The sequence below is a fragment of the Bacillus pumilus genome (assembly GCF_003431975.1).
GTDB classification, from domain to species: Bacteria; Bacillota; Bacilli; order Bacillales; family Bacillaceae; genus Bacillus; species Bacillus pumilus_N.
Window position 1 is genome coordinate 3,878,779 of sequence record NZ_CP027116.1, and the last position, 24,014, is coordinate 3,902,792.

At 42.2% G+C, this 24,014-nt stretch carries 17 protein-coding genes; 10 read left to right on the forward strand and 7 right to left on the reverse strand.

Features of this window, described 5'->3' with window-relative positions:
* Positions 1-23 precede the first annotated feature (23 nt).
* Positions 24-1,313 (reverse strand): adenylosuccinate synthase, encoded by a 1,290-nt coding sequence (locus tag C5695_RS20055; RefSeq protein WP_117732860.1) that lies wholly within the window; start codon positions 1,311-1,313, stop codon positions 24-26.
* 210 nt (positions 1,314-1,523) lie between these two features.
* Positions 1,524-2,141, reverse strand: a complete 618-nt coding sequence (locus tag C5695_RS20060) for a TetR/AcrR family transcriptional regulator (protein ID WP_233230768.1) — start codon at positions 2,139-2,141, stop codon at positions 1,524-1,526.
* A 106-nt stretch (positions 2,142-2,247) separates the two neighbouring features.
* On the opposite strand from C5695_RS20060, the gene C5695_RS20065 reads away from it, so the two are divergent.
* Entirely contained in the window at positions 2,248-3,453 is a 1,206-nt protein-coding gene (locus tag C5695_RS20065) for a cytochrome P450 (RefSeq protein ID WP_117732865.1), read from the forward strand.
* Between the two features lie 32 nt (positions 3,454-3,485).
* On the opposite strand, the gene C5695_RS20070 is transcribed toward C5695_RS20065, so the two are convergent.
* The 4 genes from C5695_RS20070 to C5695_RS20085 all read right to left on the reverse strand — a co-directional run bounded on the left by C5695_RS20070 (position 3,486) and on the right by C5695_RS20085 (position 7,514).
* A complete protein-coding gene (locus C5695_RS20070) occupies positions 3,486-3,899 on the reverse strand; it encodes a VOC family protein (protein WP_117732867.1) in 414 nt (137 codons plus the stop codon).
* A 129-nt stretch (positions 3,900-4,028) separates the two neighbouring features.
* Entirely contained in the window at positions 4,029-5,393 is a 1,365-nt protein-coding gene (dnaB, locus tag C5695_RS20075; RefSeq protein ID WP_003214779.1) for a replicative DNA helicase, read from the reverse strand.
* A 220-nt stretch (positions 5,394-5,613) separates the two neighbouring features.
* Positions 5,614-6,570, reverse strand: coding sequence for a DUF4885 family protein (locus tag C5695_RS20080; protein WP_117732869.1), 957 nt, complete (start codon positions 6,568-6,570; stop codon positions 5,614-5,616).
* On the reverse strand, positions 6,567-7,514 hold the full coding sequence (locus C5695_RS20085) for a DUF4885 family protein (protein ID WP_117732871.1): 948 nt from the start codon (positions 7,512-7,514) through the stop codon (positions 6,567-6,569). The genes C5695_RS20080 and C5695_RS20085 overlap by 4 nt, the downstream gene beginning before the upstream one ends.
* Before the next feature lie 109 nt (positions 7,515-7,623).
* Here C5695_RS20085 and C5695_RS20090 point away from each other — a divergent pair, with 109 nt between their 5' ends.
* Positions 7,624-8,481, forward strand: coding sequence for a hypothetical protein (locus tag C5695_RS20090; RefSeq protein WP_117732873.1), 858 nt, complete (start codon positions 7,624-7,626; stop codon positions 8,479-8,481).
* Between the two features lie 104 nt (positions 8,482-8,585).
* Here the strand turns inward: C5695_RS20090 and C5695_RS20095 are convergent, their stop codons facing one another.
* Positions 8,586-8,804, reverse strand: a complete 219-nt coding sequence (locus C5695_RS20095; RefSeq protein ID WP_117732875.1) for a hypothetical protein — start codon at positions 8,802-8,804, stop codon at positions 8,586-8,588.
* A gap of 533 nt (positions 8,805-9,337) precedes the next feature.
* Between C5695_RS20095 and C5695_RS20100 the strand changes: the two genes are divergently transcribed.
* The 8 genes from C5695_RS20100 (at position 9,338) to C5695_RS20135 (ending at position 23,953) form a co-directional block, all read left to right on the forward strand.
* Positions 9,338-10,219, forward strand: coding sequence for an alpha/beta hydrolase (locus tag C5695_RS20100; protein ID WP_117732877.1), 882 nt, complete (start codon positions 9,338-9,340; stop codon positions 10,217-10,219).
* Between the two features lie 7 nt (positions 10,220-10,226).
* Complete coding sequence (locus C5695_RS20105) at positions 10,227-11,012, forward strand: 2,3-dihydro-2,3-dihydroxybenzoate dehydrogenase (RefSeq protein ID WP_117732879.1); 786 nt, start codon at positions 10,227-10,229, stop codon at positions 11,010-11,012.
* Positions 11,013-11,038: 26 nt separating this feature from the next.
* Complete coding sequence (gene dhbC, locus C5695_RS20110; RefSeq protein WP_117732881.1) at positions 11,039-12,220, forward strand: isochorismate synthase DhbC; 1,182 nt, start codon at positions 11,039-11,041, stop codon at positions 12,218-12,220.
* Positions 12,221-12,244: 24 nt separating this feature from the next.
* Entirely contained in the window at positions 12,245-13,864 is a 1,620-nt protein-coding gene (locus C5695_RS20115) for a (2,3-dihydroxybenzoyl)adenylate synthase (RefSeq protein ID WP_117732883.1), read from the forward strand.
* 18 nt (positions 13,865-13,882) lie between these two features.
* Entirely contained in the window at positions 13,883-14,791 is a 909-nt protein-coding gene (locus C5695_RS20120; RefSeq protein WP_117732885.1) for an isochorismatase family protein, read from the forward strand.
* 15 nt (positions 14,792-14,806) lie between these two features.
* A complete protein-coding gene (locus tag C5695_RS20125; protein ID WP_117732887.1) occupies positions 14,807-21,955 on the forward strand; it encodes an amino acid adenylation domain-containing protein in 7,149 nt (2,382 codons plus the stop codon).
* A gap of 20 nt (positions 21,956-21,975) precedes the next feature.
* Positions 21,976-22,203 (forward strand): MbtH family protein, encoded by a 228-nt coding sequence (locus C5695_RS20130; RefSeq protein WP_117732889.1) that lies wholly within the window; start codon positions 21,976-21,978, stop codon positions 22,201-22,203.
* A gap of 124 nt (positions 22,204-22,327) precedes the next feature.
* Positions 22,328-23,953, forward strand: coding sequence for an AraC family transcriptional regulator (locus C5695_RS20135; RefSeq protein WP_117732892.1), 1,626 nt, complete (start codon positions 22,328-22,330; stop codon positions 23,951-23,953).
* Positions 23,954-24,014: the final 61 nt, after the last annotated feature.

Genomic DNA, 24,014 nt, shown 5'->3' on the forward strand with positions numbered 1-24,014 from the left:
ACTGGTGTTTGATCAGTCTATGATTATGGACGGTACACGCTGCGGACAACGTTCGTTTGGGAGCGATCTGGTCCGACTGAGAAAATGGAAAGTGGAATACCTGTTAATTGTGAAATACGCTCTAAATAATGACGGGCATTTTCAGGCAGTTCGCTTAAATTCTTCACGCCTGTAATATCCTCTGTCCATCCCGGCATTTCTTCGTAGACAGGCTCACATTTCGCAAGTTCATTTAGACTTGCTGGGAATTCTTCTGTGATTTCTCCGTTCAATTTATAAGCGACACAGATTTTCAATGTTTCAATCCCTGTCAGTACGTCAATTGAGTTAAGAGATAGATCTGTAATCCCGCTCACACGGCGAGCATGGCGGACAACCACACTGTCAAACCAGCCAACACGGCGCGGGCGTCCAGTTGTCGTACCGTATTCACGGCCAACCTCACGGATTTGATCACCAATTTCATCATGGAGTTCTGTCGGGAATGGGCCATCTCCAACACGAGTTGTGTACGCTTTTGACACGCCGACCACATGTTGAATCTTCGTCGGTCCTACACCAGAACCAATCGTCACTCCCCCAGCCACTGGGTTAGATGACGTAACAAATGGATATGTCCCTTGATCGATATCAAGCATAACACCTTGTGCTCCTTCAAATAGCACGCGGCGCCCTTCATCTAGTGCGTCATTCAAGACAACAGATGTGTCCACGACATATTTTTTCACTTGCTGGCCATATTCATAATACTCATCTAAAATATCTTCAATCTTGAAGCCTTCTGTGTCATACATTTTCTCTAAAAGACGATTTTTCTCTTCTAGATTACGTGCAAGCTTCTCTTCAAACACTTCACGATCTAATAGATCTGCGACGCGGATACCAACGCGAGCTGCTTTGTCCATATAAGCAGGTCCGATTCCTTTTTTCGTCGTACCGATCTTGTTAGCCCCTTTCCGCTCTTCTTCTACCTCGTCCAATTTTAAATGGTAAGGCAGAATCACATGGGCTCTATTGCTGATTCTGAGGTTATCTGTACTCACATTCCGTTCGTGAAGATACGCAAGCTCAGTGACCAACGCTTTAGGATCAACCACCATTCCATTACCGATGACACAAGTTTTTTCTTTGTAAAAAATACCGGATGGAATGAGGTGTAGCTTGTAAGTCACTCCATCAAATTTGATTGTGTGACCTGCATTGTTTCCCCCTTGATAACGGGCAATCACCTCTGCATTTTCTGAAAGGAAATCGGTAATTTTCCCTTTCCCTTCGTCACCCCACTGCGTACCTACTACGACTACTGAAGACATATCGTGCACCTCCGTTAACCTTTCAAAACGTTATCTCTTTCAAACACATTTATTTTATCAATGCAAAACGAAAAAGTCAACGTGAAATCCGAACATTAATATCTCGAAATCAAATTTTGTTCGTTTTAAATGTGAGAAAAAGCGCTTTAATCACTTCGTAAGTAGTTAAAAAGGGAGATTTTGAGTAAAAACAACGATTTTGAGTATTCTCTATTTCGATTGATTTTCAATCAACTGAATCATCGAGCTTGCCATAAAATCAGGTGAGTAAGGTCTTCCTGCCCTCAGCCACCATTCAGCCGTTCCAGCATAAGCCGACATGACGAATTGCTTCTGCATGTCGATAGGAACGAGTTGCGAATCAGGCTTTGAACCTGCGACCTCCTCTACCCCTAAAGAAAAGCTTTCCTCAAAAAAAGCACGAACCGTTTGACGAATATTGAGCTCTCGGCCTCTTTTCAAGAGAATTTGATACTCCTCTTCATGTTCCTGCAAATGCTGATAAAATCGAAAAATATACACATAAGCTGCATGCCCTTCTTTCCAATCTCCTTCCGATACAGGAGCAAAAATGGTCTCTTTCATCACATCGAACATCTCACCCATTACCTGCTGGGCAAGATCAAATTTATCCTCATAATGCTGATAAAAGGTCGTCCGGTGGATGCCTGCCCTCTTCGTTAAATCCTGTACAGAGATCTTTCCCCACTCTTTCTCTCTTAATAATTGAAATAACGCTTTTCTTAATTGCTGCTTCGATTCCGTCGCGCGCTTATCCCCTCTGTAGCAGTCCGCCACAAGCCGCTCTCCCCTTCCTCTTTTCTTCAACAGATTTCGTCTTTCTGTTGGTTGAATCCTCCAGGCTGATGAAGTAACTTTAATCTAACACAATGAAAAAAAGGAATCATCTGACAACCTATAAGGAGTGATGACCGTGGAAACAACAACACCAAATGCCGTGCAAAAAGCGTTATTAAGAGGGAAAAATAAGCAGGATCCGTATCACCCATTTGATTGGTATGCCCACATGCGTCAGACATCCCCTGTTCACTTTGATGAAGACAGCCAAACATGGAGTGTATTCACCTATGAAGAAGCAAAACGTGTGACAATCGATAAAGATACCTTTTCTAGTCAGCCTCCTAAAGACCGGCGGAAGACTTCCATGATGAAAACAATGGTGATGATGGACCCTCCTAATCATACTCGCATCCGTTCCATTGTTAGCAAAGCCTTTACACCTCGCGTCATGAAATCGTGGGAGCCGCGTATTCAAGAATTGATGGAAGAACTCATGGAAGAAATTGAAGGGAAACAAGAGATTGATCTTGTTCAAAACATCTCGTATCCACTCCCTGTCATTGTGATTGCAGAGCTTTTAGGTGTGCCGTCAGAGCATAAACAATCCTTTAAAGAATGGTCAGATCTTCTCGTCAGCATGCCTAAAAGCGAAAATAAGGAAGATGTCGCAGAATGGCAGAAAACCCGGGACAAAGGAGAAGCAGACATGATGGCGTTTTTTGCAGACATTATTGAAAAGAAGCGTCACAACCTCGGTGATGATTTGATTTCCCTCCTGATTCAAGCAGAGGAGAATGGAGATAAACTGTCAGCGGATGAATTAATTCCATTCTGTAATCTTCTTCTTTTAGCCGGCAACGAAACAACCACCAATCTCATCTCCAACATGATCTTTAGCTTGTTAGAACAGCCGGGTGCGTATGAAGCGCTCGCTCAATCACCTGAACTCATTCCACGAGCGGTGGAGGAGGCTGTCCGTTTTCGTGCACCAGCTCCTACGATCGTCCGATATGTCACAGAAGACACAGAGCTTGGAGGGAAAGTGTTGAAAAAGGGAGACAATGTGATTGTGTTTCTTGCTTCTGCCAACCGGGATGAGCGTCAATTTTCAAATGCACATGAGTTTGATATACACCGCCATCCTAACCCTCATATTGGTTTCGGGCACGGCATCCATTTCTGTCTTGGCGCACCACTAGCCCGCCTTGAAGCATGTACAGCTATAAAGATTTTAATAGAACGTTATGAGACGCTAGAGCTCCTCTCGTACGTTCCGATGACAAGCAGCAGCATGTATGGACTGAAAGAGCTGAAGCTGCGTGTCACGCCTCGTTTATAACAGAAAAGACTCCCGGGCATGGGAGTCTTTTTTTAAATGGGGGTGATTCCGTCTGTGTTCATGAGTACAATGCGATACCCATCTGGATCTTCAATCGTTGCTCCTCCCCGTTCCCAATATGGATTTGTAGAGGTGACTTGCCGTCCGCCAAATGAAAGCAACCTCTTTTTCATTTGCCTGAATTCCTCAGCATCCGGAATATAGAACACAAGAAGCTGTTCTGGATGGGGGGCAGGCAGACTTTCTTCTTCTTCATGCTTCGTGATTTCTAAATGAACATGCTGATGAGGGAGCCCCAGCATGACACCATCATATCCTTCATGCTGATCAAATGAGCCTATTCTTTTGAGTCCTAAGCCTTCTTCATAAAAGGAAACAACCTTTTCCATGTTAACGGTTGGGCGTGCGATGCGTAATTGAGCGGCTTCGAATTGTTGAAATTTCATCAGTCATCACTCCTTTTCTCCTTTTAGTATACGGTTTCTCTGTCTTGCCATCCTCCTCATTTGGACTGTTTTTCAATCATTCTTTCGATGTAGATCAATCAAAAAAAGCCCAGCTTCTTGAGCTGGGCTTTAAGCACCGGGCGGAACACCCGCATCGTCAAATCTTCTTTCCAGGTTGACGAATTTGTTATATTCTTTGACGAACGCCAGTGATACTGTACCCACTGGGCCGTTACGCTGTTTGGCAATGATGATTTCAATAATATTCTTATTCTCTGATTCTTTGTCGTAGTAATCATCACGATAAAGGAATGCCACGATATCGGCATCCTGCTCGATACTTCCTGATTCACGAATATCAGACATCATTGGACGTTTGTCCTGACGCTGCTCTACTCCACGTGAAAGCTGAGACAATGCAATAACCGGAACTTCAAGTTCCCTTGCCAGCGATTTTAATGCCCGAGAGATTTCAGACACCTCTTGCTGGCGGTTATCGCTTGATCGTCCGCTCCCTTGAATGAGCTGTAAGTAGTCAATCAGGATCATGCCAAGACCATTTTCTTGCTTCAAACGGCGGCATTTCGAGCGAATTTCACTTACTCTAATTCCAGGTGTATCATCAATGAAAATCCCACTATTGGATAGCGAACCCATCGCCATTGTCAGCTTGCCCCAGTCCTCTTCTGTGAGATTACCAGTTCTTAAGTTCTGTGCATTGATATTCCCCTCTGCACAAAGCATACGCATGACGAGCTGCTCAGCACCCATCTCTAAACTAAAGATGGCGACACTTTCGTCCGTTTTGGTCGCGACATTTTGTGCGATGTTCAATGCGAAAGCCGTTTTCCCTACTGATGGACGAGCCGCTACAATGATTAAGTCATTTCGCTGGAATCCAGCCGTCATCCGGTCAAGCTCTGAGAAACCTGTTGGAATCCCTGTAATATCGCCCTTTCGGTTATGAAGCTGTTCAATATTATCATATGTTTGAACAAGAACGTCCTTAATATTTTGAAAAGCCCCTGAGTTTTTACGCTGCGCCACTTCCATAATGGTCTTTTCAGCATCACTCAACAGATCCTCTACTTCATCCTCACGCGTGTACCCATCCTGTGCAATGGTTGTCGCCGTGCGGATCAGACGTCTTAAAATTGATTTCTCTTCTACAATTTTTGCATAGTATTCAATGTTTGCAGCAGTTGGGACAGAGTTCGCAATATCGGTTAAATACGAAATCCCGCCTACCTCTTCTAGCAAATCTGTATTGGCAAGTTCAGAAGTCACCGTGACGAGATCGACCGGTTCTCCTCTATCGCCAAGGACAAGCATCGCATTGTAAATCTTTTGATGCGACATTCTATAGAAATCCTCTGGAATTAATACCTCAGAAGCGAGCGTGAGCGCAGATGGTTCTAAAAAAACAGCACCTAATACGGCCTGCTCGGCTTCTATATTTTGCGGCGGCAGCCGGTCATCGAGAAGTTCCGTCATGCCAAGCACCGTCCTTTCATAAAAAAATACGCTACTCATCATTTTAACATTTTCATCAATAAAAAAGTGAAAAACATCGACTATAGTCAAAATTACCATGAGGATGTTTCGTTGAACAGCCAACCAACGCATTTCAATAGAAAAGACTCTGTAACATAAATTGTTATAGAGTCCTTTATTGTCGCTAATGGGATTAGTATCTGTTGTCGATCACATTTTGTTAATCTATCGTTTTCTTCACTCCATAATTGTCTTTTTGTCCAATGTCTTGTAAAGACCCGTTTTGATACCCAATAGATAACACCAAATCTGGAATAGAATCATACCCGTTTTTCGCTAGATCAAATAGCTGTGCACCATAATGTGAAGCGGCAATGCGCGCATTTTCTGCTGTGTATGGGTTTTTCAGGAGTTCTTCTTTGTATATATCAAAAATATTGGTACCGTTAGCCGTTACAAATTGACCGTTTACAATGCTTAAATCTTTTAAATTGTAGCCTGTCACCGTTTTGATTTGATTGACAAGATGGAACTTGGCAAGAGAATCAGGTGTAAATTGAGTAGAATCATCATTTCTACTTTTCATAATATGGAAAAATAATTCTCTTGTATTGTTGGTTGTATTTAATAAGTCTTCTATTTGTTTCATCAGCGATTCGTCTTTTGAACCACCCACCACTAATTTAAAATTGTTCGGGTCAATGGTAAAGGTTAAATTTGTGTTTTTAGGAATGGTTATACCGTTTTTAGAGAATAAATCTTGTAATTGTTCGTTGACCTTTTGACGATTGAGTATTTTCTTTTCTACACTTTCTTGCGTAGGATCATACCTTTTTTCATTACGGAAGATGGCGTCATTAAAATCGTATTGTCCACCTTTTCCAGAATTAGCCCAGCCAATTTCCATCGTATAAGCAGCTTCTCTCTCTACTTTAGTTAGATCACTCCTGAAATAAGGAGAGCGTGGATTTCGATACTTATCGTGTATATGACCATGAGGATTTTTGAAACGTTTATTTTGTTCATTTATTTTTTCGTATTTCTCATCTAATATTTTCATTCGTCTATCAGATTCGGTCATCACCTCATTTGTACTTTTAATAGCTGGATGGCTATTGAAGTCTGTAAGGTTCTGATTGTTTAGAATAGCAGTTGTGTTTGATGTATTTATCTTCACTTTGATACTCCGTAATTCACTTTTTGTCCAATATCATATAAAGACCCGTTTTGATAACCAATAGATAACACCAAATCGGGAATTGAATCAAACCCGTTTTTGGCTAGATCAAATAATTGTGCACCATAATGTGAAGCGGCAATGCGCGCATTTTCTGCGGTGTACGGATTTTTAAGAAGTTCTTCTTTGTATATATCAAAAATATTGGTACCGTTAGCCGTTACAAATTGACCGTTTACAATGCTTAAATCGTTTAAATTGTAGCCTGTCACCGTTTTGATTTGATTAACAAGGTGAAACTTGGCAAGAGAATCCGGCGTAAATTGAGCAGAATCTTCATTTCTACTTTTCATAATATGGAAAAACAGTTCTCTTGTATTGTTGGTGGTATTTAAGAGATCTTCTATTTGTTTGACCAGTGTTTCGTCTTCTGATCCACTCACCACTAATTTGAAATGATTTGGATCAATCGTAAAAGTTAAATTAGTATTTTTGGGAATGTTTAAACCATTGGCAGAAAATAAAGCTTGTAGTTGTTCGTTTACTTTTTGACGATTGAGTATTTTCTTTTCTACACTTTCTTGGGTAGGATCGTATCGTTTTTCATTGCGGAAGATGGCGTCATTAAAATCGTATTGTCCACCCTTATTATTCCTTGCCCAACTCATTTCCATAATGTAAGCAGCTTCTCTCTCCACGGAAGTTAGGTCACTTCTGAAATAAGAAGAGTATGGATTTCGATACTTATCATATATATGGCCTTGAGGATCTTTGAAACGCTTATTTTGTTCATTTATTTTTTCGTATTTCTCATCTAATATTTTCATTCGTCTATCAGATTCGGTCATCACCTCATTCGTACTTTTAATAGCTGATTGACCTTTAGGGTCTATTCGGTTCTGATTATAAGAAGTGCTGGCTGTGTATGACGTATTGATATTCATTTTGATTCTCCTTTTTTAAAAAAATAGTGATTATTAAATATATCGGCAATTAAGTTAAAATTTGTTAGTTTTGATCCGATATAGTAATTATTACAAGGAGGGTTAAAATATGACAAATACTATCTTCAAACTTTTTTTATTACCTGCATTGGTATTAGTGCTTATTACTAGTCTGTTTGCACCTAATTCAGCAGAAGCAGCGATTACGGGGAATAACAGCCCTAACACAGCAAGCTCAATGGGATATTGGAAATATAGTCGTCCAGATACGACAATCTTGCCTGAAGGTGAAAATGAAGCGTATTATCAGTTCACGATTAACAAGGGTGAAAGAGTTTATGTAAGAAGTTCGTATAATAAGCAATATACAGGGATGAATATCGAGGTGTATAATTCGAAATATTCTAGGACAGGGTCCGAAGTTATTAATCCTCATTCAGTAACGCCTTTTATTTTTGCCAATACTGGTGATGTTACTTCAACTTCAGAAACTTATTTTGTGAAAGTGACCCGTGGTACATATACGGGAAATATGTATTTTACTGTTTCCATTCAAGATCGTATTAAATCTGGAAATGGGACATTCAACTTTCTGGGGTCTGCTACCAACTTGGGGAATTCTTCTTTAAATTTTTTAGGGGTTGATTCTTCTGTCATTACAATGGATTTAACTAATAATCCTGCAGTTCCTAAACGTGCTATTGTTAAATCGATTTCGACGACTAGTACTCAAACACCTAACCAAGGGAATGTCACACACAAACTGATGGCTGATGAAAACAAAATTTGGTACCAATCACTTTTTTCATCTGCAACAAGTGGTTCTTATCGTATTTCTCTGGAAGATCAATTAAAAGTGGCTCAAAAATGGAGCTTTAAGTACAACGCAAAAGCTACAGCGAGATCTACTATGAGTAATGTCAAAGCTGATATCCGTTACGAATATGATGTCACAGATGGATTCTAATTGAATGGTGCTTGTAGACATGTACACCAATTGATCAAAAAGTAAGGGGACATCCCTTACTTTTTTCTTTTTAACATTTTCATGAATAAAAAAGAGAATGTTTGTTAGTGGTGGTTTTGATGGAGGGCGTATTGAAAGAGAAGGATAGTAATCATACCGGTGGTCTGCTGGTACAAATCCCATTCTTCATAGGCCGCAAATGTCATCCGTATTTCGTGTAATGATTGCTTCATTTCATGATATTCTTCCATTGTAAACGTATTTTTTAGTTTGAGCTGATTTTCAAGCAGTTTTAGTCTCAGCTTTCCTAATGAAGTTTTCATTCTGCTTACATTCCCTTCAATCTTGTCTTTCTTAGAAAATTGTATATGAATTGACCCATGTTATTGAATAAGTTGTGAGATAAGATCACCAGTTTTTCATAAAATCCTCCTCTTTTTCCCTCAAAAATACAATTAGGTCTATAGACTTATTTTTTCCTCCGAGTTATTTCAAGAAGAAAAACCTATATATATTCCTGAATCAAACAGAAGAAAATGGTAAATATTCCGGGACGGTCAAGGTCTTTTAGCATTTCTCTGCTTTTTAAATGACACAGTCTGGCATTCCTATTTTCAATCATTTGGTAGTTAGTTAGTCCTTTAATTTCTGAATATTCTAATTTAATTGCCTATTACACAACTTCATGAACATTTGACTTCGTAATTGATAACTATTATCATTTGATTTGCTTGCGTGATAAATGAGAATCATTTTCATTTGAAGGAACCATTCTTCAATCTCTGCACTCATCCAATATCCGCAAGCCAGATTTTATCAACGTATGAGGGTCAATTTGAGGAGGGGATTTTTTCATATGTCCAAACGCCCTGAAGGAATGGGTACAGAGGTTTCACTTTTCGGAGAAAGCCGTCCTTTTTTTATACCTGGGACGGAGCAACTGGATATTACAGCACACCCATACAGACTTTTTATATTTAAACCGAATACTACTCCTCCAGCGGCTGGTTTTCCAGTCATGTACGTGCTTGATGGGAATTCACTTTTTGGCACAATGGTCGAAGCACTTCGTTTACAGTCAAGAAGGCCTGAAAAAACAGGTGTCGTACCTGCCATCATTGTGGGAATTGGCTATCAGACAGAAGCGCCCTATCATTCGCTCAGGCATTATGATCTCACTCTTACCAGCCCTGACGCTTCCATTGGGGGCAAAAGAAAGGATTTTTCCGTCCATACATATGGCGGGGCCTCTGCTTTCTTTTCTTTTTTAGAAAAGACTATAAAGCCTTATATCGAGCAACGCTTTCCTATCAATCAGAGTCGTCAAACACTGTTTGGGCATTCTCTTGGCGGTCTTTTTGTATTACACACACTATTTGAGCACCCCGATGCTTATCAGACATATATTGCGGGCAGTCCTTCTATCCACTGGAACAAAGAATTATTTCTAGAAAAAGAACACCAATTCACCAATCGTATACGTCAAGTGCCTATGGATGTAAGACTGCTTGTAGGTGTAGGTGAGTTAGAAAAACATCATCCCTGTCAAATGAATGCTCATGCAAAGTCACTAGTAAATCGTATGCTGCCTTTATCCTCGGATGGCTTGCATACAACGTATCACGAGTTTCCTGAAGAAGGACATACGTCTGTTTTACCAGTGCTGATGAATTACGCTTTTCGTTTTGCACTTTATCATCATGATCCTTTAACAACCCCAGACATGAAAGAAAGGTAGTGAACACATGAAACAGAGTGGTCTGTCTCATAAGATTGCCCTTATTACAGGTGCAGGACAAGGTATTGGACAAGCAGTCGCAAAAAGATTATCCGATGAAGGTGCGATCATTGCAGCAGTTGACACAAATGAAGGTCAACTGCAAAGCACCGTGCAGCAATTGAATGATAAAGGCATACGTGCCTTCGCCTATCCAGGTGACATTACCGACCAAGCATCTGTTCAGCACATTGTCGATCAAATTGAAAGGCAGCTTGGGCCCATTTATTTACTGGTCAATGTAGCAGGTATTCTTCGAATCAGTTCGATTAACCAGCTTAGTACAGATGACTGGCAACAAACCTTTGCAGTCAATACACATGGTGTCTTTTACGTATCTCAAGCCGTCTCCAAATACATGATGAAAAGATTAGAAGGGGTCATTGTGACCATCAGCTCTAACGCAGGTGCCATTCCTAGAATGAATATGGCTGCCTATGCCGCTTCAAAAGCAGCAGCTACTTCCTTTACAAAAACGCTTGGATTAGAGCTGGCTGCCTATGGAATCAGATGCAACGTCGTCTCTCCCGGCTCTACCGCAACACCTATGCAATGGGCCTTATGGTCTGATGAGCAAGGAGCCGATCAGGTGATTAAAGGTTCATTAGAAACGTATAAAACCGGTATTCCTTTACAAAAAATCGCTGACCCTCAAAACATTGCTGATGCAGTCATTTTCTTTGCATCTGAGCAATCCAGTCATATTACGATGCAGAATCTCACGATTGATGGTGGCGCAACACTCGGAATCTAGTATTTTATCAAAAAGGAGGCCTTTTCATGAAACATTTATTATTGTCATCAGAAGAAAAAGTACAGTTGATTCAAAACTATCAACCAGGCGCTTTTTTCCTTGCTTCCCCTAAACGTACAATACTTGCAGAAGGGATTTTCCAGCATATTGAAACCAATCAACTCAATGAATTATCCACAAAAGTAGCGCACGTTCTTGAGACTGCCGAACAAGCTGGTATTCAAGCACCCATTGTTGCTGGTGCTGTTCCGTTTGATCCGGCGCAACCCGTTCGTTTAAATGTGCCAATCCATGTACAGTTTAGTGATCCACTCGAATTTCATCAAGGTGATGAGGAAACGGAAGTGACATCACCATCCTATGAGGTGACTCCTGTCCCTTCTCATGAAGTCTACATGAATGGTGTGAAAGAAGGGTTAGCTAAAATTGAAAAAGGAGAGCTTAGCAAAATCGTAATCTCTCGATCTCTCCATCTCAAATCAAATCAAGACATTCATACGAAAGCAATACTCGAACGGCTGGCTCGTCATAATACAACTGGCTATACGTTTGCTGCAAATGTAGCTGACCCGGCATCTTCCCAAAAGCGCACACTTCTTGGGGCAAGCCCTGAGCTGCTTCTTTCAAAAACTGGTTCATCTGTGATGTCCAATCCACTCGCTGGTTCTCGGCCGCGCAGTTCAGATCCAATAGAAGACCAGCGCCGCCGCGATGAACTCCTTACTTCAGCGAAAGATCTACACGAGCATGCAGTGGTTGTCGAAGCTGTCACTAAAGCGCTTGCTCCTTACTGTCATAAGTTAGATGTGCCTGCATCACCATCCGTCATCCAAACAGAAACGATGTGGCATTTATCTACTGTCATAAAAGGTGAATTAGAAGATTCCAGTATATCCTCAATTGATTTAGCGTTGAGCCTTCATCCAACACCCGCAGTATGCGGAACACCTACAGCAGATGCACGTGAAGCAATCCAAGCGATTGAACCCTTCGATCGAGGATTTTTCACAGGAATGATCGGCTGGGCAGATGCACATGGTGATGGTGAATGGATTGTCACCATTCGTTGTGCAGAAGCTGAGGGTCAATCCCTTCGCCTCTTTGCTGGTGCAGGAGTGGTCAAAGGATCTAAGGCAGAAGAAGAGCTAGCCGAAACATCTGCAAAATTCAACACAATGCTTCGTGCGATGGGCATGCATCAGCTATAAAAATACATAGGAGATGACAAAAACATGTTTGTTCAACCACCTACATGGCCTGAAGAATTTGTAAAACGCTACCGTGAAAACGGCTGTTGGCGTGGGGAAACCTTTGGCGGTATGCTTCGTGAACGCGCCTTATCGTTAGGGAATAAAACAGCGATTACATACGCTGATACGCACATGAGCTACCAAAAACTTGATGAGCGCGTCAGCAGTTTAGCCGCCGGTTTTCATCAGCTTGGAATTCAAAAGAGAAGTCGAGTTGTCGTGCAGCTTCCTAACATTCCTGCTTTTTTTGAAATCATTTTCGCTTTATTTCGAATCGGTGCTTTACCCGTCTTCTCACTGCCATCTCATAGAAGCAGCGAAATCACTTATTTTATTGAGTTTGCCGAAGCAGACGCATATGTCATACCAGATATCCATGATGGCTTTGATTATCGATCACTCGCACGTCAAGTGAAAGAAAAGCTCCCCTCATTACCTCATGTCATTGTTGCAGGGAAGGCTGAGGAATTCCTTAACTTGGATGATCTGCGCAAGGACCCAGCACTTGATCCTCAAATTCATGTAGAGGCAAGCGATATTGCGTTTCTTCAGTTATCTGGAGGCAGCACAGGCCTTTCTAAGCTTATTCCTCGCACACATGATGACTATATTTATAGTCTTTGGAAAAGCAATGAGGTGTGCGAGCTCACACAAGATAGTGTGTATCTAGCTACACTTCCAGTTGCGCACAACTATCCATTAAGCTCGCCTGGAGTCCTTGGGACGTTATACGCAGGTGGAAGAGTCGTTCTTGCACCTGGATCAAGCCCTGATGTCGTCTTTCCACTCATCGAAAAAGAACGGGCAACTATTACCGCTGTCGTTCCACCTATTGCATTGATTTGGCTAGAAGCCGCTACTCATCGATCAGATGACTTATCTAGTCTTGAGGTCTTACAAGTCGGTGGTGCTAAGTTAAGCGCTGAGGCAGCAAAAAGAGTGATGCCTACCCTTGGGTGTAAGTTACAGCAAGTTTTTGGCATGGCAGAAGGTCTGGTCAACTATACCAGATTGGATGATCCTGAACATGTCATTATTCATACACAAGGACGCCCGATGTCTGAATATGATGAGGTACTAGTGGTAGATGATGAGGACAAGCCCGTCCCGAATGAAGTGGCTGGACACCTTTTAACAAGAGGACCTTATACGATTCGCGGCTACTATAAAGCCGATGAACAAAACAAGAAAGCATTTACACCCGATGGCTTTTACAGAACAGGTGACATCGTGCGATTAACCAAAGAAGGAAATGTTGTAGTAGAAGGCAGAGACAAGGATCAAATCAATCGTGGTGGCGAAAAGGTTGCCGCTGAAGAAGTTGAAAATCATTTACTTGCGCATCCTGACATTCATGATGCCGCCATGGTGTCCATGCCAGATCCATTCCTAGGCGAACGCTCATGTGCCTTTGTTATTGCGAAAGGAAACAACAAGCCAGCACCACACGCCTTAAAGTCATTTCTAAGAGAACGCGGGCTCGCTGCCTATAAAATTCCTGATCGCATTGAATGGATCGATGAGTTTCCACAAACAGGTGTAGGCAAAGTCAGTAAAAAAGCATTAAGAGAATTAGCTGCAATCAATACTGCCAACATATAAACAAGAGGAGTGAAAATCATGGCAATCCCTACTATTCCTGCGTATTCAATGCCGAGCACACAAGATTTACCCGAAAATAAGGTGAACTGGATACCAGATCCGAAACGTGCTGTTTTGCTGATACATGACATGCAGCAATATTTTTTAAATGCATTTCAGCAAGATGCATCACCGATTACAGAGTTAGTGCAGCATATTGAACAATTACGTGATACATGCAAGGAACTTGGCATTCCTGTCGTCTATACAGCTCAACCTGGTGACCAAGACCCGAAGGATCGTGCCTTATTAACAGATTTTTGGGGACCTGGACTTGGTGATGATGAAGCATTGACAAAAATCATTGATCAGCTTGCTCCATCTGAAGCAGATACAATGCTGACAAAATGGCGTTATAGCGCATTCAAAAAATCCAATTTTTTAGATATTCTTCAAGAAGGCGGGCGTGATCAATTAATCATTACTGGCGTATATGCACATATTGGCTGTATGCTGACAGCCGCAGAAGCATTCATGCTCGATATTGAAACCTTTTTTGTCGCCGATGCGGTTGCTGACTTTTCACTTAAGCATCACAAAATGGCGATGACCTATGCAGCTGAACGCTGTGCGGTCACCACCACAACAAACCAAATCATTCGTCGTTTAACAGGACAGGAAGCAGACAGTGATGAGCTATCCTTTGAAGCAATTGTTCACCAAGTAGCTGAGTATCTCCAAATCGAACCGAATGAAATACCGTTTGACGAGAATCTCGTCTACCTTGGGCTTGATTCTATTAGAATGATGAGCCTAGCGGAAAAGTGGAGACAGCAAGGCGCGACAGTCAATTTCATTGAGCTCGCAGCAAATCCAACGCTCACGTCTTGGCGAGCTCTTCTTTTCCCAGAAAAACGACCATCTATCCCAAATATCGATTACTTGTAAAGGAGGTATAGACCCTTGTCGATCCAGTCAGTCGATTCATTCCCACTAACCGGTGCCCAATCAGGCATTTGGTATGCGCAGCAGCTTGATCCATCTAATCCTATTTTCAATACAGCTGAGTATATAGATATTAAAGGTCCCATTGATCCCGTACACTTTGAAGCAGCCATTAGAAAAACTGTCTTAGAAGCAGATTCATTGTATATGCGCTTCGTTGAGGATACTGACGGTCCAAAGCAATGGTTGACACCTAAGAAAGAGGTTCCATTTCAATATATCAATTTACAAAATGAAAAACAGCCGCTTGATGCGGCTAAAGCATGGATGAAGACAGATCTTTCAACACCAGTCTTTTTAGAGAAAGATGTATTTTTTCGTGAAGTACTTTTTCAAATTGCTGACGACCGATTTATCTGGTATCAGCGCATTCATCACATTGCCATTGATGGATTCGCTTTTTCGCTCATTGCACGCCGTGTTGCTGAGGTTTATTCATCTCTATCGAAAGGGACACCTGTGCCTCCTCAAACATTTGGTGCCTTACATGATGTAGTCCAAGAAGAAATCACTTATCAACAGTCCAAACAATATGAAGATGATCGAGCATTTTGGAAAAATCGTTTTGCTGATCAATCTGAAATTGTCAGCCTTGCAGAGCTGGCCCCAAGAACGTCGGATCATTTTATTCGAAAAACGGCTAGATACGATGCCGAAAAGGTATGCAAAATGAAAAAAAATGCTCAAGCTTTCGGTGGTACGTGGCATGAAATGATTCTTGCGGCATCCGCACTATATATGCATCGTATGACTGGTGCACATGATATTGTTTTAGGATTACCTGTTATGATGCGCCTTGGATCGTGCGCCTTACAAACACCCGGAATGGTCATGAACCTGGTACCACTACGTGTAACATGCAAACCAGAAATGACGCTCTCAGCACTTGTTCGTCAAGTATCTGATGAACTGAAAGCCATTCGGCCTCATCAAAGGTATCGTCACGAAGACATGCGAAGAGACTTTAAGCTCATCGGAAGAAATCAACGATTATTCGGTCCACAGATCAATATCATGCCATTTGATTATGATCTCATGTTCGACCAGAGCATGGGTCAAGCGCATAATCTTTCAGCAGGACCGGTAGATGATTTATCGATCAACATATACGACCGCGCAGATGGGAACGGATTTCAAATCGACTTTGATGCAAACCCTTCCGTTTACAAAGAGACAGTCGTTGACGCTCATCAGCATCGTTTTCTTCAATTGTTGGAGGAAATAACCGGACTAGAGCAAGATCAGACAATCAGTCAATTCAACCTTCTTTTGTCTGAAGAAAAAGAGACCATACTCAAGCACTGGAATGATACAAAACGAGAATTACCAAAAGAATCTTTACGGGAACTATTTGAAAAACAAGTCAGCAAAACGCCACACGCAAAAGCATTACAGTTTGACGAAATCATTTTGACCTACGAAGAGTTGAATCAGCGGGCAAATCAATTAGCTCATTATTTGAAAAAGTATGGCATTGGACCAGAACAATTTGTCGCAATGGCTTTGCCTCGGTCCATCGATATGGTCGTAAGTCTATTAGCCGTTGTGAAAACGGGAGCCGCTTATCTGCCATTAGACCCTGATTACCCTAACGATCGAGTCGCCTATATGCTAGATGATGCCAAGCCGGCATGCTTGCTTACAGTCAAAGAGATAGCAGACCGTTTGGACCATCCACATATCATTCAACTGGATGATTCAACGACTCATCAGGAGATAGCTGGCAGTCCGCATCTTAATCCGACTTGGAGTGAAGGCTCCCCGCATCACCCGGCTTACATCCTCTACACGTCAGGATCGACGGGCAAACCAAAGGGTGTTGTTGTAACAAAACGAAATGTGATCAACTTTATATTGTCTATGCAAGATTCATTTTTATTAGATCAAGGAGACCAGCTTTTAGCGGTAACGACCATTGCCTTTGATATTTCTGGGCTGGAAATGTTCCTACCGCTTTTACATGGGGCTGCTCTTTTATTAGCAAAAAAAGAAACCATACAAGAGCCAGCAAAGCTTTCAGATATGATTCGTTCTCATCATGTCACAATCATGCAGGCTACACCAACCTTGTGGCATGCACTAGCAGATGAATACCCTGACGTGATAACAGGTATGCGTGTTCTTGTTGGAGGAGAAGCACTCCCTGCCTCCCTTTTGCACACATTGCAATCTCTTCAATGCGACATTACCAATTTGTACGGACCTACAGAGACGACGATCTGGTCTACGTTGGAAAATGTCACAGCACATCGAGAGAATAGTGGGCCGGCGATTGGTAAACCCATTTGGAATACGAGCATTTACATTTTAGATGAAGGACTAAACCCAGTCCCAGCAGGATCAATCGGTGAACTTTATATTGCAGGTGAAGGAGTATCTAGAGGATATCTTGGACGATATGATTTAACGGCTGAACGATTTGTCGCTAATCCATTCGGTACAAAAGGCATGAGAATGTATCGTACTGGTGATTTAGCCAGATGGCGTGAGAATGGTTCGATTGATTATATCAGCCGTGCTGATCATCAAATTAAAATTCGCGGCTTCCGTATTGAACTAGGTGAAGTTGAAACAGTCATTATGCAACACCCAGCCATAAAGCATACATCTGTTATCGTTCGTGAGGATCAACCTGGACAACAGCTGCTTTGTGCGTATGTTGTGCTGACAGACGGCTCTTCTCTTCATCCTTCAGAGCTTAGGCAGTTTGTGGCTGCGTTACTTCCAGATTACATGGTGCCTTCTGCTGTTACCCTTTTGCCAGAACTTCCACTTACACCAAACGGAAAAATAGATCGCAAAGCATTACCAGCACCAAATATGTCTTTAGTTAGTTCAGATCGTACACCTAGAACACCTCAAGAAGACATGTTATGTAGTTTATTCGCAGAAACACTTGGCCTATCTCAAACTGGCATAGATGATAGTTTCTTTGACTTAGGCGGACATTCTTTACTCGCCGCTCGTCTGCTTAGACGTATACGCGATACATTTGGTGCGGACCTAAGCATGAGTACCATTTTTGAATCACCTCGAGTTGCTGAGCTTGCGCAGCACTTGGACAAAGCGAAGGACATTCGGCCGCCGCTTCAGGTAGAAAATAAGCCAGATGAGATTCCGTTATCCTTTGCCCAGAAACGGCTCTGGTTCCTTCATTGCCTAGAAGGACCAAGTCCAACTTACAATATTCCACTTGTCATTCAACTGACAGGTACACTAGATCAAAAAGCTCTAATTGGTGCATTAGCAGATATCAGTGAAAAACATGAAACCCTTAGAACCATTTTTCCAAATAAGAACGGCATGCCAAGACAGGTTATTTTACACCCGAAACGTGTTCAGCCTGAACTCCATGTCACAGCTTCAAGCGATCAACAAATTGAGAATCAGTTAAACGAAGCCATTCGCTATAGCTTTAAGATTGAAGAAGAACCTGCACTGAGAGCTGAATTATTCATGCTCGATGCAAACCGATCCGTACTGCTGCTATTGTTACATCACATTGCTGGTGACGGCTGGTCACTTGCACCATTGACACGAGACTTAACTACTGCTTATGAAGCTCGTATTCAAGGGAAATCAATCTCATTGCCAGCCGAGCCTATTCAATATGCTGACTATGCTATTTGGCAGCAGAAACTGTTGGGCAGTGAGAAAGAGACGGATAGTCTATTTGCTAAGCAACTCAGCTATTGGACAGGTGCTTTACATGACCTGCCTGAAGAACTGGAGCTTCCCTATGACTACCCGCGTCCACAGGAAGGAAGCTTTAACGGTGCTACGATCGACTTTACGATTGAGCCCGCTTTACACCAGCTCCTCCTTGAACTTGCAAAGCAGCATCAGGTGAGCTTGTTCATGGTGCTTCAAGCATCACTTGCAGCATTACTGACACGCCTTGGGGCGGGTACAGATATCCCCATCGGCAGCCCAATTGCTGGACGGAATGACGATGCACTTGACGACATTGTCGGATTGTTTGTGAACACACTAGTATTACGTACAAATACAGCTGGTAATCCAACCTTTAGTGAGCTATTGAATCGAGTGCGCGACGTTGACTTAGCAGCTTATGAGCATCAGGATCTGCCATTTGAACGACTAGTGGAAATCCTAAATCCAACCCGCTCCAGATCACGCAATCCATTGTTCCAAGTCATGCTTGCCTTCCAAAATACACCGAAGGCGGAAATGAAGCTGACACAACTTGATTCAGATCTCTACGTAAAACCAGTAGGGTCAGCTAAATTTGATCTGACCATCGAATTGACAGAACAAAGAACTGAAACTGGATCAGCAGCAGGATTAACAGGATTGTTTGAATTCAGCACAGATGTATTTAAACAAAGTAGCGTTCGAGCAATCGCTGACAGAATGAAGCGCTTTTTAACAGAGGTAGCTGAGCGCCCTCATCTGCCAATTGGTCAAGTGAACATTTTATCAGATCAAGAACGACAAACATTTATACCTGACAAAAAAACATTCACTCAGTCAGACCAATCACCTAGTCTCCCAGCCTTATTTGAAAAAACGGCGCAGCAATTCCCTGATCGAGTAGCTGTAACGGATGGCAAGAGACAGCTTACCTATCAAGAGTTAAACAACAAAGCCAATCGTCTTGCTCATTTATTAATAGAAAGAGGCGTTGGACCAGAACAGTTCGTTGCACTTGCTCTGCCTAGGTCAATCGATATGCTCGTAAGTTTATTAGCCGTTCATAAAGCAGGCGCAGCCTATGTTCCGCTTGATCCTGACTATCCAGCAGACAGACTGGCATACATGATACAAGATGCCAAACCAGTTTGCAGCATCACAACAAAAGCAGCTGCATTACATCTCCCTGCTGATTGCGATTTGATTTTGTTAGACGAAAAAGAAACGATTGATCAATTGCTGACTACGCCAAATCACAATCCAGCTGATGTAAACAGAATTGAGCCGCTATCTTCTCTGCATCCGGCCTATATTATTTATACGTCCGGTTCTACAGGGAAACCAAAAGGAGTGGTTATTCCACACCAAAATGTCATCCGTCTTCTGACATCTACTGAACATTGGTTCCATTTTGATGAAGAAGATGTTTGGACAATGTTTCATTCGTATGCCTTTGATTTTTCAGTATGGGAAATTTGGGGGCCACTTTTGTATGGCGGTCGACTTGTCATTGTTCCTCATACCATCTCTCGCTCTCCAGAAGAGATGCTGCAACTTCTAGTCGAAGAAGGTGTGACTGTGCTTAATCAAACACCTTCTGCCTTCTATCAGCTCATGCAGATAGACAAGGAACAACAAACACTTGGTCAAGCATTATCACTCCGCTATGTCATCTTTGGCGGTGAAGCATTAGAGCTTAGCAGATTAGAAGATTGGTACAGCCGTCACTCAGACTGCAAGCCAAAGCTAATTAACATGTACGGCATTACAGAAACCACCGTTCACGTTACGTACAATGTACTCAATCGAGACATGATTGCAAAGAAATCTAGCAGCTTAATAGGCGAACCGATTCCTGATTTACACGTGTACGTACTAGATGAATACCTACAACCTGTTCCACCTGGGACGACAGGTGAAATGTATGTAGCTGGAGCTGGTTTAGCAAGAGGTTATCTAGGCAGGCCTGACCTGACCTCAGATCGATTCCCCGCCGATCCTTATGGAGCACCTGGCACAAGAATGTATCGTACAGGCGACCTCGCTCGCTGGACAGAAGAAGGGGCACTAGATTACATTGGCAGAGCTGATCATCAAATTAAAATACGCGGGTTTAGGATTGAACTTGGAGAAATCGAAGCTGTTCTGGCACGCCATGATGAAGTTGCACAAGTTGCCGTCATTTTGCGAGAGGATCAACCTGGTGACAAACGCTTAGTCGCATACATCGTCACAACTGAAGAAGACCGTTTCGATATAGAGACCCTTCGCCATTTTGCGTCAGCCAGTCTTCCTGATTACATGGTGCCTGCGGCTTATGTACAGATTGATACGATGCCACTTACAGCAAACGGGAAGCTTGATCAAAAATCACTACCGGCACCTCAATTGCATATACAGCAAACGGATGGCCGCGGCCCAAGAAACCCGAAAGAGGAAGTTCTATGCCACCTCTTTGAAGAGGTGCTTGATTTGCCAAAAATCAGCATTGACGATCGCTTTTTTGATATTGGCGGGCACTCATTACTTGCGGTTCGTTTAATCAGCCGCATTCGTGATGCACTTGGTGTCAAACTAAGCATCGGAACGTTGTTTGAAGCACCGAACGTTGCAAGCTTGGCAGAGAAACTAGAAACAGGAAGCGATGAAAACGCACTAGAAATCCTGCTGCCGCTACGAACAAATGGAGACAGATATCCTCTCTTCTGTGTTCACCCAGCAGGTGGTCTTAGCTGGTGCTATGCAGGTCTCTTGAATACATTAGAGAAAGACATCCCTATTTATGGATTACAAGCACGAGGAATCGCAAGAAAAGATGACTACCCGCACACACTAGATGATATGGCTGCGGATTATATCAAGCATATCCGAACGATTCAACCAAAAGGCCCTTATCATCTTCTTGGCTGGTCACTCGGCGGAAACGTTGTACAAGCAATGGCTACTCAACTCCAGCAGCAAGGTGAAGAAATCGCTCTCGTTGCGATGCTGGATGCCTATCCAAACCATTTCTTACCGATTAAAGAAGCACCTGATGAAGAAGAAGCACTAATCGCGCTTCTTGCACTCGGCGGTTATGATCCAGATACCTTAACAGGTGAACCACTCACGATGAAAAGTGCCGTCGACATTTTGAAGAAAGACGGCAGTGCACTAGCAAGCTTAAGTGAAGATGCTATTAGAAATCTAAAAGAAACCTATGTCAATTCAGTTCGATTGCTCGGAGAATATCAGCCAAAAGCTTATCATGGGGACATATTATTCTTTAGATCTACCATTATCCCAGATTGGTTTACACCAATTGATCCAGAAGCATGGGCACCTTACATCAATGGAACAATTGAACAGCATGACATTCATTGCCGGCACAAAGACATGTGCCAGCCTAAACCCCTAGCAGAAATTGGTGTCATCTTAGACAACGCTCTGCATCGGGTCAAACAAAAGCACTAAGAATAAAGGAGAGATGACAAATGACAAATCCCTTTGATCGTGAAGACGGTGTATTTCTTGTGCTTGTCAATGAACAAGGACAGCATTCACTTTGGCCCTCATTTGCATCAATACCAGATGGATGGGAAAAGGTCTTTGGTGAAGACACTAGAAATGCCTGCATCGATTACATCCAAACACACTGGCAGGACTTACGGCCATTAAACTTAAGAAAAGAACCTGCCCTAGCACATGAAAATACGGAATAAATCATCGCACCCTGATCTCACTCAGGGTGCTTTTTTAACAGAATAAACATCACCATCTTTCCAGCTCTTTCTGCTACAATTTAATTGAGAATGTTTATCAACCAATAAGAGATCAGGTGGTTTTATGAGAAACAACAATCAATTACGTACAATCCCAAATGCCGAACAATTCATCTATCGATTAACATATGTTGAAAAAATAAAGAATGCAGAGCTTCCGCATAAGGAGCAGCAGTTATCAGATACATTTTGCCTTCTCTTTAGCATAAGTTGCAGCGGCTTACTCACGCTGAACGATCAAAAATGGCGATTGAAAAATCTAACACTCTATACAATCCTGTCTGGTGAGACATTTATGTTGAAAACAGAGCCTTATCAAAAACACGAGCTCTATCTGCTTCGCTTTCAGATGTACACGCCGCAAGGTCAACACATAGAAGAGGTATCAATTGAACATGCCCGTTCTTTACTGAATGTATGGCAATTTATCGATATTAGCTCGATTGAACAAATCCATTCTTTACTGTCTGACATTACAGAGGAATGGCAAAGGCCTGAATCCATTAGCTTTTTTAGAAGCCAAACCCTTTTTCAACAGCTCATTATGCAGCTTTTCACACTGCATAATGAAGATATTTGTGACACGACACATGCCCTTTTTAAAACAAAACAATATATCGACCAACATTACGAAGAACCTCTCAGCCTTACAAGTCTTTCTCATATGGCTGGCATCAGCGCCAATCATTACAGTGAGCTATTTAAAAAGCATTTTGACGTGAGTGTCACTGATTATATCACTAAGAAAAGGATGACTAGAGCCAAACAGTTAATGGCAAAAGGCAACGCAAAACTCAAAGACATTGCACTGGAAATCGGCTATCAAGATCCCTATTACTTTAGCCGCATCTTTAAGAAAAAAACGGGCATGACCCCTTCTACTTATATGAAAAGCCGTCAGCGGAAAATTGCAGCCTATGGCCATTCCATACTCGGTCAGCTCACACCCATTCATATCATCCCATATGCTGCCCCTCTTCATCCTAAATGGACAGCACATGATTTTGAGCATCATGCAGAAGAAATTCCGATTCACCTAAGTGCACATCGGATTAACGAGCACGCTGAAGCCAATTTACAACAATTAAAAGAAACAAAACCTGAGCTAATCATTGCCAATGATCTTTTGACAGAGAAAGAAAAGCAATTATTGGAAACCATCTGTCCTGTTCATTTTGTTCCATTCACACAATTGGATTGGCGCACTCAATTCAGACAAACAGCTATGTTCCTAAACGAAGCGAAGGAAGCAGAAGAATGGTTGATTCATTACGAGGAACTCGTCATTCAAACGAAAAAGGCATGCCTTGTTGATCACTCACCAAAAACCGTCCTGCCTCTTCGTATCTTTCAAGATCAGCTTTACTTGTCTGTAAATCGCACCATGTCAGAAGTGATTTTTCATGACATTGGTCTTCTGCCAGCTTTTCAGAATAATGGTCAGCTAATAGAAAAGAAAATCAGCATTCACTCCATACAACAACTAGATCCAGACGCCATCTTCCTCCTCTTGCATAAGGAGCCAAAAACCATTGCTTTTTATCAAAAGCTACAGCAACAGGAAGCTTGGCAAAATCTCAAGGCTGTGACTCAACAAGCCGTCTATCCACTCACTTCTGACCCTTGGCGTGAATACACAGCAGCCAGTCATCAACGAGTCATTCAGGACCTTTTATCTTTTTTTCCGTAAAAAGTCCATCATTTGACAGAGATTTGTCTATGGATAAAAGGACGAAAGCCTAATACAATCT

What these genes read in the sequence shown, in the direction of transcription:
- C5695_RS20055 (WP_117732860.1), bottom strand. Translation starts at nt 1,313, where the DNA reads ATGTCTTCAGTAGTCGTAGTAGGTACGCAGTGGGGTGACGAAGGGAAA.
- C5695_RS20070 (WP_117732867.1), bottom strand. Translation starts at nt 3,899, where the DNA reads ATGAAATTTCAACAATTCGAAGCCGCTCAATTACGCATCGCACGCCCA.
- dnaB (WP_003214779.1), bottom strand. Translation starts at nt 5,393, where the DNA reads ATGACGGAACTTCTCGATGACCGGCTGCCGCCGCAAAATATAGAAGCC.
- C5695_RS20085 (WP_117732871.1), bottom strand. Translation starts at nt 7,514, where the DNA reads ATGAATATCAATACGTCATACACAGCCAGCACTTCTTATAATCAGAAC.
- C5695_RS20090 (WP_117732873.1), top strand. Translation starts at nt 7,624, where the DNA reads ATGACAAATACTATCTTCAAACTTTTTTTATTACCTGCATTGGTATTA.
- C5695_RS20095 (WP_117732875.1), bottom strand. Translation starts at nt 8,804, where the DNA reads ATGAAAACTTCATTAGGAAAGCTGAGACTAAAACTGCTTGAAAATCAG.
- C5695_RS20100 (WP_117732877.1), top strand. Translation starts at nt 9,338, where the DNA reads ATGTCCAAACGCCCTGAAGGAATGGGTACAGAGGTTTCACTTTTCGGA.
- C5695_RS20105 (WP_117732879.1), top strand. Translation starts at nt 10,227, where the DNA reads ATGAAACAGAGTGGTCTGTCTCATAAGATTGCCCTTATTACAGGTGCA.
- dhbC (WP_117732881.1), top strand. Translation starts at nt 11,039, where the DNA reads ATGAAACATTTATTATTGTCATCAGAAGAAAAAGTACAGTTGATTCAA.
- C5695_RS20115 (WP_117732883.1), top strand. Translation starts at nt 12,245, where the DNA reads ATGTTTGTTCAACCACCTACATGGCCTGAAGAATTTGTAAAACGCTAC.
- C5695_RS20120 (WP_117732885.1), top strand. Translation starts at nt 13,883, where the DNA reads ATGGCAATCCCTACTATTCCTGCGTATTCAATGCCGAGCACACAAGAT.
- C5695_RS20130 (WP_117732889.1), top strand. Translation starts at nt 21,976, where the DNA reads ATGACAAATCCCTTTGATCGTGAAGACGGTGTATTTCTTGTGCTTGTC.
- C5695_RS20135 (WP_117732892.1), top strand. Translation starts at nt 22,328, where the DNA reads ATGAGAAACAACAATCAATTACGTACAATCCCAAATGCCGAACAATTC.